Source organism: Desulfatitalea alkaliphila (assembly GCF_022968795.1).
Lineage (GTDB): Bacteria > Desulfobacterota > Desulfobacteria > Desulfobacterales > Desulfosarcinaceae > Desulfatitalea > Desulfatitalea alkaliphila.
On sequence record NZ_JALJRB010000008.1, the window covers coordinates 117,424 to 132,927 of the forward strand.

15 protein-coding genes are annotated in these 15,504 nt (G+C 60.2%); 2 read left to right on the forward strand and 13 right to left on the reverse strand.

What is annotated here, in order from left to right:
• Positions 1-31 precede the first annotated feature (31 nt).
• Positions 32-922, forward strand: a complete 891-nt coding sequence (locus MRX98_RS09395) for a DUF2156 domain-containing protein (protein ID WP_246906226.1) — start codon at positions 32-34, stop codon at positions 920-922.
• Between the two features lie 17 nt (positions 923-939).
• On the opposite strand, the gene MRX98_RS09400 is transcribed toward MRX98_RS09395, so the two are convergent.
• From MRX98_RS09400 to MRX98_RS09450, 11 genes are all read right to left on the reverse strand, one after another.
• Positions 940-2,439 (reverse strand): ATP-binding response regulator, encoded by a 1,500-nt coding sequence (locus MRX98_RS09400; RefSeq protein WP_246906240.1) that lies wholly within the window; start codon positions 2,437-2,439, stop codon positions 940-942.
• A gap of 2 nt (positions 2,440-2,441) precedes the next feature.
• Positions 2,442-3,950 carry a PAS domain-containing sensor histidine kinase gene (locus MRX98_RS09405; protein WP_246906243.1) on the reverse strand — a complete coding sequence of 503 codons (1,509 nt, stop codon included), beginning with the start codon at positions 3,948-3,950 and terminating at the stop codon, positions 2,442-2,444.
• Between the two features lie 9 nt (positions 3,951-3,959).
• Positions 3,960-4,499 (reverse strand): hypothetical protein, encoded by a 540-nt coding sequence (locus tag MRX98_RS09410; protein ID WP_246906247.1) that lies wholly within the window; start codon positions 4,497-4,499, stop codon positions 3,960-3,962.
• Positions 4,500-4,543: 44 nt separating this feature from the next.
• On the reverse strand, positions 4,544-5,062 hold the full coding sequence (locus MRX98_RS09415) for a hypothetical protein (protein WP_246906250.1): 519 nt from the start codon (positions 5,060-5,062) through the stop codon (positions 4,544-4,546).
• 205 nt (positions 5,063-5,267) lie between these two features.
• On the reverse strand, positions 5,268-5,651 hold the full coding sequence (locus MRX98_RS09420; protein WP_246906253.1) for a response regulator: 384 nt from the start codon (positions 5,649-5,651) through the stop codon (positions 5,268-5,270).
• An 81-nt stretch (positions 5,652-5,732) separates the two neighbouring features.
• Entirely contained in the window at positions 5,733-6,656 is a 924-nt protein-coding gene (locus MRX98_RS09425) for a methylenetetrahydrofolate reductase (RefSeq protein ID WP_246906256.1), read from the reverse strand.
• Complete coding sequence (locus MRX98_RS09430) at positions 6,653-7,321, reverse strand: methylenetetrahydrofolate reductase C-terminal domain-containing protein (RefSeq protein WP_246906259.1); 669 nt, start codon at positions 7,319-7,321, stop codon at positions 6,653-6,655. Before MRX98_RS09430 ends, MRX98_RS09425 begins: the two co-directional genes overlap by 4 nt.
• 16 nt (positions 7,322-7,337) lie before the next feature.
• A complete protein-coding gene (locus MRX98_RS09435) occupies positions 7,338-7,793 on the reverse strand; it encodes a hydrogenase iron-sulfur subunit (protein ID WP_281432285.1) in 456 nt (151 codons plus the stop codon).
• Positions 7,793-10,828 (reverse strand): FAD-dependent oxidoreductase, encoded by a 3,036-nt coding sequence (locus MRX98_RS09440; RefSeq protein WP_246906261.1) that lies wholly within the window; start codon positions 10,826-10,828, stop codon positions 7,793-7,795. The genes MRX98_RS09435 and MRX98_RS09440 overlap by 1 nt, the downstream gene beginning before the upstream one ends.
• A gap of 87 nt (positions 10,829-10,915) precedes the next feature.
• Complete coding sequence (locus MRX98_RS09445; RefSeq protein WP_246906265.1) at positions 10,916-11,788, reverse strand: methylenetetrahydrofolate reductase; 873 nt, start codon at positions 11,786-11,788, stop codon at positions 10,916-10,918.
• 20 nt (positions 11,789-11,808) lie between these two features.
• Positions 11,809-12,045 (reverse strand): sulfurtransferase TusA family protein, encoded by a 237-nt coding sequence (locus MRX98_RS09450; protein WP_246906268.1) that lies wholly within the window; start codon positions 12,043-12,045, stop codon positions 11,809-11,811.
• Between the two features lie 211 nt (positions 12,046-12,256).
• Here MRX98_RS09450 and MRX98_RS09455 point away from each other — a divergent pair, with 211 nt between their 5' ends.
• Positions 12,257-13,708 (forward strand): sigma-54 interaction domain-containing protein, encoded by a 1,452-nt coding sequence (locus MRX98_RS09455; RefSeq protein ID WP_246906272.1) that lies wholly within the window; start codon positions 12,257-12,259, stop codon positions 13,706-13,708.
• A 33-nt stretch (positions 13,709-13,741) separates the two neighbouring features.
• On the opposite strand, the gene MRX98_RS09460 is transcribed toward MRX98_RS09455, so the two are convergent.
• Entirely contained in the window at positions 13,742-14,365 is a 624-nt protein-coding gene (locus MRX98_RS09460; protein ID WP_246906275.1) for a 5'-methylthioadenosine/S-adenosylhomocysteine nucleosidase family protein, read from the reverse strand.
• Entirely contained in the window at positions 14,362-15,498 is a 1,137-nt protein-coding gene (locus MRX98_RS09465) for a DegT/DnrJ/EryC1/StrS family aminotransferase (RefSeq protein ID WP_246906277.1), read from the reverse strand. Before MRX98_RS09465 ends, MRX98_RS09460 begins: the two co-directional genes overlap by 4 nt.
• Positions 15,499-15,504 lie beyond the last annotated feature (6 nt).

The following is a 15,504-nucleotide window of genomic DNA, read 5'->3' on the forward strand; positions in this document are numbered from 1 at the left end:
CCCCTCTCAGCGAATCAGCGAAAGGATGATCATGGCGTTGCATTTCGAGCCCATCGATTTGAAAAGACAGGAAGCATACCGCAAGATGTTGGCCCGCTGCGAGCAGATTGCATCGGACTACAGCTATATCAACCTCTGGGGCTGGGGACCGGAGTATGGATTGACATGGGCCTGGCAGGCGGATCTGGTCTGGTTGCACCAAAAACATCCGGCGCCGGTCCTCTGGGCGCCGGTGGGTGACTGGCAGGCGGTGGATTGGCAGGTCGCCATGGCAGCGGCCCGTGCGACGTCCGACCGGATGATCCGCATTCCACAGGCCCTGGCCCGAAGATTGGGCGATGCGTTGGGCGATGCCGTCAGGATTGAAGAAACCCGTGAACACTGGGACTATCTTTATGACGTCGCCGATCTAGTGGCATTAAAAGGCAATCGCTACCACAAGAAAAAAAACCTGCTGAACCAATTCGTCAACAACAACGCTTATCACTATGCCGGTCTGGACAGCGCCATGATCGACCAGGCAATGGGCATGCAAGAGGATTGGTGCACCTGGCGTGATTGCGAAGACAACGACACCCTGGCGGCCGAAAACAACGCCATCGCCCGGGTCTTGAACGACTGGCGCTCCCTGACCGACCTGGAAGGCGGAGCGCTGGTGGTCGATGAGATCATCGTGGCCTACACCATCGCCGAAAGCCTACCCGACAGCAGCCTGCTGATTCATTTCGAAAAGGCCTGCCCCGATTACAAGGGCAGCTACCAGGCCATCAACCAGCAGTTTCTGGCCCACGCAGGTCAAGGGCACACCCTCGTCAACCGCGAACAAGACCTGGGCGACGAAGGCCTGCGCAAGGCCAAGGAATCCTACCATCCTTTGGATTATGTGCGAAAATACGAGCTCGTTTGGCGGGCAACGGGATAATGCAGGCCGCCGATCACTCAGACGATGACCGGGATGTACACGGAAAAGGTCGTCCCCTTGTCCACCGTGCTGTCGACTTCGATACGGCCGTTGTGGGCCTCCACGATGCTCTTGACGATGGGCAGACCCAGGCCGGTACCCACGATCAGACGGGTTTTGTCATTTTTGACCCGGTAGAACCGTTTGAAGATGTGGGGCAAATCGTCGGCCGGAATGCCGAATCCGGAGTCGGCCACCTGAATGCAGACAAAGTCGTCGACGGCGCGGGCCTTGACCTCGACCCGGCCTTTGGCCGGTGTGTATTGAATGGCATTGCCGATCAAATTGGACAACACCTCTTCCATGTTCATGCGGTTGGCCAATACCGGCGGCAGATCGGGCAACGGCGCAAGCACCAGTTCAATCTCCTTGGATTCCGCCCGCGGTCGATGAAAAACCGCCTGGTCTTCGATCAAGGGCGCCAGGGAGAGCTTTTCCTTTTCCATATGGATCAGGCCCGATTCCATCTTGGCCAGGTCCAGCAATTCCGAAGAGAGGGTCACCAGGGCCTTGATCTTCTCCGAAGCACGGGTCAAAATTTCCGTCTGCTTCTGTGACACATCACCGGCCAAACCGTCCAGAATCACCTTCAGCTGCATCAGCACGGAGTTGAGCGGGCCGCGGATTTCATGGGACACCATGGAGACGAAATCGGACTTCATCTGCTCCACCTGCTTGACGGTGGTGATGTCATGCATCACGGTGATGGTACCCAAAGTGCGCTCCAGGCGATCTCGGAAGGGCACGCAACGCACCCCGAAGATACGCGCTTCGTCATGCCCGTGGGGTGCCGAATGGACCTCGGCGGTGATTTCGGCAAACTGTTCGGGAGTCATGGCCAGGGCCTGATCGATCATCTCCAGAATGCGACCGTCGCTGACCAACTGATCCACCGGCTTGCCGATGGGGGGCGCAGACCCCTTGAATCCCACCATCTGTAAGAAGGCATGGTTGGCAAGGGCCACCTGTTTGGTAGTGTCGGTGGCCATCACCCCGCCGGCCAGATGGTTGATCATGGTGCGCATGCGGGACTTTTCGTTGGCGATGTCCTGCAGGGTGCGAATATGTTCGATGGCCTTGGTGACCACGATCCGCAAGTCTTGGGGCGAGAAGGGTTTGGAGATGAAATCGAAGGCCCCGTTTTTCATGGCCTCCACGGCATGATCCAACGTGGCGTAGCCGGTGATCACAATCACCACCGTATCGGGGTGCCGCGCTCGTATGTGGACCAATGCCTCCAGGCCGGACATGCCCGGCATCAAAAGGTCCAACAAGATGATGTCGAAATGGCGTTGGTCGATCTGTTCCAGGCCCACCTCGGCGTTTTCGGCCTGGGCCACGTCGAAACCCTCCTGGCGCAGCATCTGGTTGCACACCTGCCGGACCCGCTTTTCGTCATCCACGATCAAGACGCTGGGTTTTTTGAAATCGACGGGGCCGGCCCCATTTTCGGCCCCGGGACAATCGGATGGTGCCACGGCTACATTTCCTCTTCGGCTTCGGCGGTCGGGTCCTGAACCGCCTGGTACAGTTCGAATTCCAATACAAAGGTGGTGCCTTCGGCACTGGTGCGGCTGACCCGGATGTTGCCCTTGTTCTCTTTGATCAAGCCGTAGGCGGTGCTCAGCCCCAGTCCGGTACCTTCGCCCGGCGCCTTGGTGGTGTAAAACGGGTCGAAAATTTTGGAAAGGTGCTCCGCTGCGATACCGCAGCCGGTATCGGACACTTCCAGATAGGCCTTGCCCCGGACCTTGTCCCGATAGGTCCGCAAGGTCAATGTGCCGGCACCGGCCATGGCGCTGACGGCGTTGATCACCAGGTTGATGATCACCTGGCTGATCTGATTCTTGTCCACGTGCACCAGCATCATCTCATCGGAAAAATCCCTTTCGATCTTCACGTTACGAAACATTTTGGGGTCCCGTACCAGCGTCAGGCTTTGATTCACGATGGCGTTGAGCTGGATGATGTCTTTCATCGGGCTGGACTGGCGACTGTAAGCCAACAAATTCTGCACGATGTCACGGCAGCGCTTCACATCTTCGACCACCGCCTCCACATCTTCCCTTTCGGGATCCTCCGGCACCATTTTTTCCAGTTTCAGGTTGGCGTAGAACAAGATACCGGTCAGCGGGTTGTTGATTTCGTGGGCCACGCCGGCGGCCAGTTGCCCCAGGGAGGCCATCTTCTCGGACTGGGCCAGTTGGGCCTGGGCATCCTTGAGTTTGCGCTCCACGGCCAACTTTTCCCGCAGGTCGGTATAAATGCCCACGGTGGCCACCTCTTCTTCGTCTTCATAGATGATGGAGGCCGTCAAATCCACCGGGATCTCTTCTCCCTGCGCATTGACGATGGTGGTGCGCACGCTGGGCAGCTTGCCGCGGCTTTGCTTGAGCTGCCGCATGATGCTGCTGGCGGTACCCGACGGATAAAGCTGGTGGGCCGTCACATGGCGGATGGCGAAGGTGTTGGTGTAGCCGAACAACTCTTCGGCCGCCGGGTTCATCAGAAGAATATGACCATATCGATCGGCGGCGACGATGGCGATGGGCGACCCCAGGATCACCTTTTCCAGAAAATCCTCGGTCTCCTTGAGCGCCAGCTCCAGATGCTTCTGGCGGGTGACATCCCGCACGCTCTCCATGATGTAGGCCACTTCGCCGTTGTCGTCGAGGATGGGAGAGAAAACCCGATCCTCGTAAAGCCGCTTGCCTGTCCGGGTGGTGAAACGGCGCATGGCCGAAGTGCCGCTCTTATCGCTGATCACCTTTTCGAAAGGGCACACCTTGTTGGGGCAGGTTTCCGCACCGTAGAACACTTGGTGGCATCGCTTGCCTATCACCTGGTCCATTTCCACGGCGTACTTTTGCAGAAAGATCTGGTTGGCGGAAACAATGCTCCGGTCGGGTTTGAGAATCAGCGTGGGAAACGAGAGGGAGTCGAAAACCCGCAGGCGCCAATCCAGCTCTTTATAGAGATGCTCGTTCATGGGGATCCATCATCCTTGTACCGGCGATGCACCTTGCCGGGGGCCGTTAACCGCCGTCGGGATTTCAAACGCCCCGGCCAGCAACATCCGGGTGGCGGCGCCCTGCCCGGCCGGCAGCACCAGGTAGATGCTGGCAACAGAGCAGATGGCGGCCAACAAGGGAACTTGGCCGCGGTGCAAGACCTGGTAGGTGAAGTCCATGATACCGTAACGATCCCCGAAATGGGGGCCGTGGAACCAGACCAAATCCACCATGGTCTCGGGCGCCGCGCCGCCGCCATCGCAAGCAGTGTTGCCGATCCAAATCGGCCGAATGCGGTTCCAGTGCACCGGCTCACATACCAGGGACATCGTCATGGACGCCTCTGGGTCCAAACGCGCCCAAGTCAATTGGAATGTCGCCGCCGGATCTGCCAAGCCCTGCAAACCCCGGGACCAATCATCCACACGATCCAAGGGCAGACGCAGGGCATGCCACACCAACCCTTCACGGAACTGAAATCCGTAAGTGCGGATGATGGGCTCCCAATAGACTGCGATGGTTTCCATATTGGATCCATTCCAAGGTATTGCAAGTCATCGGCCGCTCGCCGTCAGTGTGCCCGCTTCTGCTGACGAACCGTGAAGGTCGGCTTCAGGGGCGATACATTGCGCGGCAGGTCAAAGCGATCGACGATCCTTGAAGCGGCTTCCTCCAACCGCTCGTAATCGGTTGCCAAGGTGAGCGCGGCAATGGATGATGCCAACCCATGCAACGGAATACCGGCCTCATGCAGGGTCTGCACCACACGACCGAGCAACGGGATGCTGCCACGATGGGGATAAAGCGTCAGCAGTCCCATGGTATTGCCGAAAGTGACCGATGCATGCAGTTGGGGATCGTGGGCGATCAACCGGACCACCTCGTTGCGTTGCTCCGGATCGATGCAACAAAGGGTTCGGGCCCTGGAGCCGGCGCCGGCGGCGGTCATGAAAGCGATGTTGACCCTGGCCGCGGTCAACAAACGGCACAACCGGGGCGTCCAATCGCGGGTCGCTGGATCGGATCGAAGCTGCAGGGCCAGGACGGGAGGGCTGATTTTGATACCACTGATGGCCATGGCGTCTGTCATGGGAATCCGTCGACCGCGCCGTTACAGCTTCAGCGGGTTTGGATGACAAACAGGACGGCCCGGATGCACGGGACCCGGATCTTGGTTGGCGGACCGTGGCCCCGGTGGCGGGCAAAAGATCTCTTGCCGACCGCCGGGCGCCGGGGGTGTGTTGGCCGGGCCACCTGTTTGCAATCGTTTGCATGGATGTCAGACATCCAGGCTATTACAAATTATCGGCCACGATCTCCATCAGCTTGTCCAGATCGATGGGCTTGGGGATGAAATCATCGGCCAAGGTGTTCTTGCCATCGACATGGGTGTAGCTGGTATCGGGAACGGCATCGGCCACGGCCGTGAGCAGCACCACGGTAATGTCTTTGTACTGGGGATCGTTTTTGATCTCGTTACACAGCACATAGCCGTTTTTTCGAGGCATCATCACATCCAGGATTACCAGGGCGGGACGTTCGGCCTTGATTTTGTCCCAGGCTTCCACCCCGTCGTAGGCCTTGGCCACGCGGTAATTTTTGCTCTCCAATTTCATGCTCACCGACTCGACCAGGTCGGGATCGTCGTCCACCACCAATATCAACGGCTTGTCGCTCATGATGCTTATCCTCCTTGATACATTGAAGAAACCGTCCAACAACGGCGCCGCTCCATGGAAGGTTCGGCGCCGTCGCACATGCTAAAGCTGAGGCCGCGGATAGAGTCCGGAACGCTCCACGATTTCCGGTACCGCCGACTCCCATTCGATGGCCATGATATGTATACCAGCTACGCCCTCGATGGACAACAGCCGTTGAATGGTTTCGACACAAATATCGATTCCCTCTTGGGGCTGTTTCTCTTTAGGGGTTTTGGCCATGCGCTCCACCAGGTGATCGGGCACATCCATGCCGGGTACTTTGTTTTTCATATAGCGGGCCGCCCCAACCGACTTCATGGGGGTCACGCCGGCCATGATGTAGACCTCCTTGTGCAGTTCCCGCTCCCGCACACCCTTCATCCACTGCTCGAACTTATCCATGTTGTAGATGCACTGGGTCTGGATGAATTCCACCCCTGCCCTGACCTTCTTGGCCAACCGGGCCACCCGCAGCTCGAACGGGTCGGCGAAGGGATTGGCCGCCGCACCGACAAACATCTTGGGAGCACCCTTGATGTCGGCGCCGCCCTGAAACTTACCCTCGTCGCGCATTTTGCGCACGGTCTGGATCAATTGGATCGAATCCAGGTCGAAGACGCCGGCGGCCATGGGATGGTCGCCGAAATGGGGATGATCGCCGGACAGGCACAGCAAGGTGTTGATGCCGTGGGAATAGGCGCCGATGATATCCGCCTGCATGGCCAGTCGGTTACGATCGCGACACACCATCTGCATCACCGGCGGCAAATCCATCTGCTGCAGAATAAGACTGGCGGCGAAACTGGACATGCGCACCATGGCGGTCTGATTGTCCGTCACGTTCACGGCATCCACATAGCCGCGCAGCTTTTCGGCTTTTTCCTTGACCACATCGGGCATGGCGCCCCGGGGAGGGCCGCATTCACCGGTCACCGCAATATGTCCGGCCTTAAACACTTTTTCCAATACGCTGTCAGTATTCATTGTGCCAAATCCTCTCTCACGATCTTACGAGGCCCACCGCCCCTTTCCGTACGCCAGTCTTTTGCCAGGATAATCTCTTCGTACCGGTCCTCGATACCCAGCTCCTTGAGCCGGTCCCAGATCAACTGCCACACGCAATCGATTTCCGGGCTGACCTCGCACTTGCCTTTGCTCGATCCGCCGCAGGGGCCGTTCATCAACCGTTTGGAGCAACGGGCGATGGGACAGATGCCGCCGGTCAATCCCAACAGGCAGTTGCCGCAGCCGTGACAGCGCTCGGCCCACACGCCCGGGCGCTCGGCGGCGCCCATGAACTGGGTGTTCACGGCGGGATAGACCCGTTTGTCACGGAAGCGCCGAACTACTTCCTGCACGCCGCAGCCGCAGGCCATGGAGACCACCGCGTCCACCTGGTCGATGAACGGTGCCAGCTCTTCCACGTACTCCGGCTCGCACTGGCGCTCCAGGGTCATTTCGCGGATGTCCACGGTCTTGCCCCGCTTCATGAAATCCATTTGCATGGCCGAGGCCAGCATGGCCACCTCTTTGCGGCCGCCGGCCGCGCACACGGTCACACACTCATTGCACCCCACCAGAAGAATTCGTCGGCAGTTATCGATGTAGTCGATGATCTCCGCCAGGGGTTTCCGTTCAGCTGTTATCATGATTGTCTCTTCTCCTTTAATTGACCTGGGCGACCGGTTCCGCGGCGGCTTGCCCCTTGCGGACGGCGGCGACGGGATTGGGACCCAGCTTGCGGATCTGTTCCGTGAATTCATTGGCAATGGAAGCGAATCGGGTACCCATGCCGGCGGACATGGTCACCATGGCCAACCGCTCCGGCTCGATACCGATCTCTTCCAGTTGTTGCTGCACGTAGGCGACACGTCGGGCGGCGCGCACATTGCCGGTTTTGAAGTGGCAATCGCCTTCCAGGCATCCGGCCACCAGCACGCCGTCGGCACCCAGCTCCAACGCCTTCATCATATGTATGGGATCGACCTTGCCGCTGCACGGCACCCGCACGATCTTCACATTGGCCGGATAGTCCAGGCGCATCGTGCCGGCCATGTCGGCCGCGGTGTAGGCGCAATAGTGGCAGCAGAAGGCGACAATCACGGGTTCGAATCTTTCCATCAGGCGATCCTTTCCAGCAATCCTTCCAACTTGGCCATGATGGGCGCATCCTCGAAGCAAGATAGCTGGATGGCCTTGGCCGGGCACTCGGCGGCGCATGTACCGCAGCCGTGGCACTTGGCAGGATCGATTTCCGAATAACGGTCTTCGTTGATAAAGGGCACATTGTAGGGACAGGCGCGCACGCACACCAGGCAGGTGGCGCATTTGTCACGGTCAACCCGGGCCACTACGGCCCCCAGATTGATCACGTCCTGGGACAGCAAGCCTTGAATCCGGCCCGCCACCCCCTGGGCCTGGGCGATGCTTTCGGCAATGGAACGGGGCGAATGGGCGGTGCCGGCGACAAAGAAGCCCGGTACGGACATGTCCAGCGGCTTGAGTTTGACGTGGTCTTCGAGAAAATGGCCGTCTTCCGTCCGGTTGAGGTGGAAAATGGCCGCCAGGTCCTCCGTGGTTTCGTCATCGGCGATCAGGCCGGTGCTCAGCCCCAGGCAATCGGCACTGACTTCCATGGGCCGTCCCAGAATGGGATCGTCGAATTGAACCGTCACCCGATCACCGTCCGCCGTCACTTGCGGGGTTTTCTCCGCTTCGTAGCGCACGAAAATCACGCCCCGGCGCCGGGCTTCGATATATGCGTCTTCACTGAACCCGTAGGTCCGCATGTCGCGATAAAGCACGAACACCCGCATCTCGGGGTTGAGATCGGTCAAACGCAGGGCGTTCTTGATGGCGGTCTGGCAGCAGATGCGGGAACAATTGGGGTTCTCCGCGGTCCGCGACCCGACGCATTGAATCATCACCATGCACTCCCAATCCTTGATCCGATCCGGTTGCGCCTCGATCAGGTCGTCCAGGTCGAGTTGGGTCATCACCGCCTTGTGGCGGCCGAGCAGGTATTGGTTCGGGCGATGCGCCAGGGCGCCGGTGGCCAGCACGGTGGCGCCGTGTTCGATTTGGCGGTAATACATCCGCGGACCGATTTGGAAGCCGGTCTGGAACTTGCCCGGCATGCCGGAATGATCCACCACGATGGCGTTGGTGATCACCTCGATGTTGTCGTGGGCTTGCACCCGCTCCACTAGCTGGGCCACATAGACCCGCACATCGTCGCCTTCCAGGTTGCGCCGGATGACGGCCGCCAGGCCGCCCAAACGACCCGTGCGCTCGGCCAGAAACACCTTGTACCCCTGGTCGCCCAGGGACAGGGCGCTGTTCATGCCCGCAACGCCGCCACCGAGCACCAACACATCCTTGTTCATCGGCAGTGTGTGCTCCCGCAGCGGTCCGGCCTGGGCGACGGCGCCGACGGCCATGCGGATCAACTTTTTACCCTTGGCGGTGGCCAGCTCCCTAGCACCGCCGTGCACCCAGGCATTCTGATCCCGGATATTGGCGATTTCCAACAAATATTTGTTCAAGCCGGCCTTGCGCAGGTTCTCCTGAAACAGCCCTTCGTGGGTCCGCGGCGAGCACGCCCCGACCACCACGCGGTTGAGTTTCTTCTCTTCGATCATTCGCCGCATGCGCGCCAGGGCCTCCTGGCCGCAACCATGTCCGGCCATCTCGGCATGCACCACATGGGGATACTTGGCGGATTCCTGGACCAGGGCCTCCACGTCCATGGCCCCGCCGATGTTCTGCCCGCAGTCGCAGACAAACACACCGATGCGCGGCGCCTCGCCGAACACATCCCGTTCGGGGGGATATTCGTCATTTTCTTCCACATCATGCAACGCCTTGTCCGTATGGCGGGCGGCCATGCAGGCGGCGGCGCTGGCTTGCACCATGGTTTCGGGAATGTCCTTGGGTCCTTCGCTCACACCGCAAACGTAGATTCCCGGACGGCTGGTCACCACCGGCTCGAAGTGGTTGCTCTGCACGAACTGATGGGTATTGAGCGCGATACCGAGGGTCTCGGCCAGTTGCACGGTGTGCGCGGCGGGCCGGAAGCCGGTGGAGAGCACCACCATGTCGAAGTTCTCGGTGGTCATGCCCGACACTTCGTCCGTGGCATAGGAGATGCGCATCTCCTGACCGCCCGGATCGGGCACGATGCTGTGGGGCCGGCAACGCACCATGCGGATGTTGTACTGCTCCTTGGCCCTTTGGTAGTAGGCCTCGTAATCCTTGCCGAAGGTGCGCATGTCCATGAAGAAGATGGTGGTTTCGATATCGTCCTGGAACCGCTCCTTGGTAACGATGGCCTCTTTGAGGGCGTACATGCAGCAGACGCTCGAGCAGTAGGAGACATCCTCACGGTTGATGCCGCGGGAGCCGGCGCACTGGATCCAGGCCACCCGCTTCGGTGCCTGACCGTCCGAGGGGCGCACCAGGTTGCCCAGCGTGGGGCCCGAGGCCGACATGATCCGCTCGTATTCCAGGCCGGTGACCACATTGGGATAACGGCCGTGGCCGAAGTGGTCCAGCTTGCCCGGATCGAACAGCTCGGCGCCTACTGCCAGTATGATGCTGGACACCCGGCGGGTAACCTCCTTTTCCTGGTCGTCGACCACGATGGCGCCGGCGGGACAGACTTTGACCAGGGCATCCACGTCCTTGCAGGCCGCCATGTCGATGGAGAAGGCCTGGGGCGTGGCTTGTGGATAGCGCATACATGTGGGGGCGCGGTGGTCCAACCCCGGATAGAAGCGGACACACTCGGGATATTGCTTATGGCACTCACCGCAGGCGGTGCACTTGTCCAGGTCGATGTAGCGCGGCGCGCTGGTGAGGGTCACCGTAAAATCACCGGCATCGCCGGCCAGCGCGGTCACCTCGGTCAGCGGCATCAGTTCGATGTGTTGTTCGCGGGCACCGGCCGACAGGTGGGGCGAGATGGTGCACAGGTCACAGTTGTTGGTGGGAAAGGTGCGGTCCAGTTGGGTCATCAAACCGCCGATGGCCGCGGCCTTGTCGACCAGCAACACATCCTTGCGGGCCTCCGACAAGTCCATGGCGGCCTTGATGCCGCCGACACCGCCACCGATGACAAGAACAGTCGATTGGGCGTCATTTGTATGATCAGTCATGGATACCTTGCTCATGGTTGAATGTTGATCCTGCATAGGAACGTCGCCACAACCGCAGCGGTCGGCGACGTGCCGCGCGAAGGTCTGTTACAGCCCCGCATAATCCAGAATGGATGCCAGGCGATGTTCCCAGCCGTGGGTCTCTATTTTCACGCCGGCCACCTTGTCCTTCAAGGCGCCGATGGTCTCGCCGGCGATCTTGAGGCACTCGGTCTCACGATCCGGCGCCTTGCGGATGCGGCGAATCATCTCTTCGCTGATGTGGGCGCCCGGCTCGTTCAGTGCCATGTAGCGGGCGATGCCCACCGATTTGATCAGAAAGATGGTGGCGATGATCGGCACGCCCAAATCGGCGGCGGCATTCAAAAAGGGCATGCAGCGGTCCACGTCAAAGACGGGGGGGGTGACAATGTACTGGGCGCCCGCGGCCACCTTGCGCCGGGTCAATTCCAACTCCGCCGCCATCTGTTGGTCATCGGCGAAGGCGCCGACGGTGCAACCGGTGGTGAAGGTGGGGGTTCCCTCCAGCTCGAATCCGGCCAGGTCCTTACCCTGCTGCAGCGAGCGGATTGCCTCGAGCAGCGAAACTTCATCCAGATCGTCCACCGCCTTGGCTTCCCGATGGTCGCTGTTGGCCATGCTTTCGCTGTTGACCACCACCAGGTTCTGAATGCCCAGCACGTGGGCGGCCAGGATATCGCCCTGCAGCGCCATGCGGTTGCGATCGCGGCAGTAGAGGTGAATGATCGCCTCGAGACCCTGCTGCTGCATCAGAACGCCGCCGGCCATGGCGCTCATGCGCATGACGCCATTGTCCATATCGGGCACAACGGCGGCATCCACCCGCCCCTTGATCCTGCGGGCATTGGTCATCAGCTGAGAAATGTCCACGCCCTTGGGGGTGTTCATCTCCGCCAAAACCACAAATTCGCCAGATGTCAGTCGTTTTTGAAAACTCATGGCTCCCCTTTTTCCTCTTGTCATGTTTTACGTAAATAAACCCGAATGGATGCCTGGTCGTGCTCATCGATGGCGATCAGTTCATAGGCCACGGCAGGCAACAACCGGAACAGGTCGGACCGGGTGTCCGCATCCAGTCCAAGCACCTCCAAGGTCTGGTTCGTTTTCATCTCCCTGAAGACCCGCGTCAGTTTGAGCAGGGCCAGGGAGGTAATGGCGCCTCTGAAATCGAGGCAATAGTCCGGGCGATCACTCAAGAGTGCATTGCTCCTTCCAAAGTAGTGGGGCGCAATTAATGCAATCCCGATGCCACGAAACCCATTGCCGCGCCGCGCCGCGGACACACCCCCTCTTTCATATATTTCGGGAAATGTCCAACCTTTCCTCGCATCCCCCATTGCCTCCAAGGTGTTAAAGTGTTAAGGTTTTTGCCCTTGACGCGTGTTAAAGTTGAACAGGTGTATAAACATGAACGCCCATGAAGTGGACCGCTACTGGAAAACCGTCGTCAACACCATTCGCGACGGTCTGATGATCGTTGACGAACGCGGGGTGATCGTCGCCATCAACGACGCCCTGGAACGCATCACCGGATACAGTCGCGCCGAGTTGATCGGTAACGACTGCTCGGTGCTCCATTGCGATATCTGCGAAAACATCCGCTGTAACGATGGTCCCCAATGGTGCACCCTTTTTAAGGGGAAGCCGGTCAAGGCACGCCAGTGTATCTTCGTACGCAAAGACGGTTCACTGGTCCACGCCTTGAAGAATGCCTGCTTGCTGCGGGACGATCAAGGGGAGGTGATGGGCGCCGTGGAAACCATCACCGATATCACGGAGCTGATCGAAAAGGAGAACCAGTTGGCGGCCTACGCGCAGCAGCTGCGCTCCGATGATGGTTTCCACGGCATCATCGGGTCCACGCCGGCCATGCGCCGGGTGTTCGAACTGATCGCCAACGCGGCCCGATCGGACGCCCCGGTGATCATCCTCGGCGAAAGCGGCACCGGCAAAGAGCTGGCCGCCCGGGCCATCCATCAAAGCGGCGACCGCAGCGACAAACCGTTCGTGAAAGTCAATTGTGCCGCATTCACCGAATCATTGCTGGAAAGTGAGCTGTTCGGGCACGTGAAAGGGGCTTACACCGGCGCCTACCGGGATCGGATGGGCCGTTTCGAGAGTGCCGACGGCGGCGACATCTTCCTGGACGAAATCGGCGACTTGCCGTTGGCCACACAAATCAAGCTGTTGCGGGTGCTGGAGGAAAAGATCATCGAACGGGTGGGCGACGCCACCCCCATTCCGGTGAACGTGCGCGTCATTACGGCCACCAATCGCAACTTGACCGAGTTGATTGCCAGAGGGACCTTCCGCGAGGACCTCTTCTTCCGCATCAACGTCATTCCCATCCACCTGCCGCCCCTGCGGGCACACAAAGAGGACATCCCGCTGCTGGCGGATGCTTTTTTCCACCGGATCGGCCTCAAAAACCGCAAACCGATCCACGGCATCAGCAACGATGCCATGGCGGCCTTGATGGCCTATCATTGGCCCGGCAACGTGCGCGAGCTGAAAAGCGCCTTTGAATATGCCTTCGTGACCTGCCAGGAGGCCATGATCCAACCCCATCACCTGCCGCCGGACATCCATGCGAACGCCGGCGCGCCGACGACGCCGCAACCGAAACCGGAACCCGTGCGCAAGCCTTTCGACCGCCAGGAAATCCAACGCCTCGAATTGCTTGAAGCCCTGGAGGCGTCCGACGGTAATCAGTCCAAGGCGGCAGAGCGCCTCGGTGTCACCCGTGTCACCGTGTGGAACCGCATGCGCCGTTTCGGCGTGCAGTACAAGCGAACGATAGCGCAGGTCGACGGAGGGGAAGAACGGGTATCGGCGTTCGATCGTCGCGGGACCCGGTAGGGCATCACCGCCGACGTATATGCTGGATCGGCTTTAGGGCGCCATCTTCAGAAGGTTTTCCCACAGCCACTTTCCCAGGACAACGCTGACCTGTTCAAGGTTGGCAAGCAAAGTTTTGCGCTCCATCGGACCCGCTGCGTCGCTGACGCCTTTGATGAGGGTGCAGGGTACCTGGTTGAGCGCGGCCACGCGGGCGATGGCGGCGCCTTCCATGTCCACCACCTCTCCCAGGCGGCTGCATGCGTTGCGGCGTTGCAGGTCGAACACCGGACGATCACAAGTGACCAGTCGCGCCGTGGGAAGCGCCTGGCCCGGGTGGGTATCGCAAGCCGCAGGTGGGGGCCGCTTGCCCAGCACGTCGTGATCCCCCTCCCGGGCGGTGGTGATGCGGACCAGTTGGCCGACCGCCCAGCCGCTGTCGTCCACCAGCAGACCGCAAGTGCCGGCGTTGACGATCCGCTTTGCCTTGTGGGTTGCGATCATCTCCTGGCAGGCGGCGGCGGCCGCCACTTTGCCGATGCGACTGATCACGATTTGCAACCTTGGCATCAAGGGGGAACGATAGTGCTCGAAGGGTGTTTCCGCGCACCGATCAGCCCGGCTCAAGGCCAAAAACGGTCGGGCCTCCTTCCGGGTGGCGAAAATCAGGGCGATCATGCCTTATAAAATGCGCCGATACGCTCCACCACCGCAGCCAACTGCGCCTCGCTCAATTCGGGATAGATGGGCAGCGCCAAGCTCTGGGTGGCGGCTTGCTCGGAGAGGGGAAAATCGCCGTCCCCGTGCCCCAAGTAGTTGAAACATTCCTGTTGATGCAGCGGCACGGGATAGTACACCTCCGTGCCGATGCCCTGTTCCCCCAGCCAGGCACGCAGGGCATCCCGATCGTGCGTCACCCGGATGACGAACTGGTTGTAGATGTGCCGATTCTGCACCTCCACGGGCAGTTGCACCTGTTGCACCAGACCGGCTTCCTGAAACAGACGGCGGTAGGCGGCGGCATTGGCCTGGCGGCCGCTGGTCCAACCGTCCAGATAATCCAACTTGAGGGCCACAACGGCGGCCTGCAAAGCGTCAAGACGGAAATTGCCGCCGATCATTCGGTGGTAGTATTTGGGTTCCATGCCGTGCATGCGCAGCATGCGCAGTCGCTGGTCCATCTCGGCGGAGGTGGTGGTCACGACACCGCCGTCGCCGAAGGCGCCCAGGTTCTTGGATGGAAAAAAGGAGAAGCAGCCGAAATCGCCCATGCTGCCCGCGCGGCGGCCTTTGTACTCGGCGCCGATGGCCTGGGCCGCATCTTCGATCACCACCCAGTTGTGCCGTCGGGCCATATCGAGGATGGGATCCATGTCGGCGCACTGGCCGTACAGATGCACCGGTAGGATGGCCTTGACGGCGGCACGGGTTCCATTGTCCATTGCCGCCACGGTGTTTTCAAGCGCACCCGGATCGAGGTTGTAGCTGACCGGGTCGATGTCCACGAACAGAGGGCGGGCCCCCACCCGCGCCACGGCGCCGGCGGTGGCGAAAAAGGTGTAGGGCGTGGTGATCACCGCATCGCCGGCGCCGATGCCGGCCGCCATGAGGGCGATGATCAGGGCATCGGAACCCGAAGAGACGCCCACGGCGTGGGGGGTTTGGCAATAGGCGGCGATCTTGGCCTCCATGGCTTCCACATGGGGGCCGAGAATGAAGTATTGGCTGTCGCAAATCTCGTCGACAACCTTCCGGATCTCTTCCCGGATGGTCTGATACTGGGCCTTCAGATCGAGCAGGGGTACATTCATGACGTG

Excerpts from the sequence above, each read along its gene's own strand:
- MRX98_RS09420 (WP_246906253.1), bottom strand. The coding sequence starts at position 5,651 with ATGAGCGACAAGCCGTTGATATTGGTGGTGGACGACGATCCCGACCTG.
- MRX98_RS09405 (WP_246906243.1), bottom strand. The coding sequence starts at position 3,950 with ATGAACGAGCATCTCTATAAAGAGCTGGATTGGCGCCTGCGGGTTTTC.
- MRX98_RS09395 (WP_246906226.1), top strand. The coding sequence starts at position 32 with ATGGCGTTGCATTTCGAGCCCATCGATTTGAAAAGACAGGAAGCATAC.
- MRX98_RS09430 (WP_246906259.1), bottom strand. The coding sequence starts at position 7,321 with ATGATAACAGCTGAACGGAAACCCCTGGCGGAGATCATCGACTACATC.
- MRX98_RS09455 (WP_246906272.1), top strand. The coding sequence starts at position 12,257 with ATGAACGCCCATGAAGTGGACCGCTACTGGAAAACCGTCGTCAACACC.
- MRX98_RS09445 (WP_246906265.1), bottom strand. The coding sequence starts at position 11,788 with ATGAGTTTTCAAAAACGACTGACATCTGGCGAATTTGTGGTTTTGGCG.
- MRX98_RS09460 (WP_246906275.1), bottom strand. The coding sequence starts at position 14,365 with ATGATCGCCCTGATTTTCGCCACCCGGAAGGAGGCCCGACCGTTTTTG.
- MRX98_RS09465 (WP_246906277.1), bottom strand. The coding sequence starts at position 15,498 with ATGAATGTACCCCTGCTCGATCTGAAGGCCCAGTATCAGACCATCCGG.
- MRX98_RS09410 (WP_246906247.1), bottom strand. The coding sequence starts at position 4,499 with ATGGAAACCATCGCAGTCTATTGGGAGCCCATCATCCGCACTTACGGA.
- MRX98_RS09415 (WP_246906250.1), bottom strand. The coding sequence starts at position 5,062 with ATGACAGACGCCATGGCCATCAGTGGTATCAAAATCAGCCCTCCCGTC.
- MRX98_RS09440 (WP_246906261.1), bottom strand. The coding sequence starts at position 10,828 with ATGACTGATCATACAAATGACGCCCAATCGACTGTTCTTGTCATCGGT.
- MRX98_RS09425 (WP_246906256.1), bottom strand. The coding sequence starts at position 6,656 with ATGAATACTGACAGCGTATTGGAAAAAGTGTTTAAGGCCGGACATATT.
- MRX98_RS09435 (WP_281432285.1), bottom strand. The coding sequence starts at position 7,793 with ATGGAAAGATTCGAACCCGTGATTGTCGCCTTCTGCTGCCACTATTGC.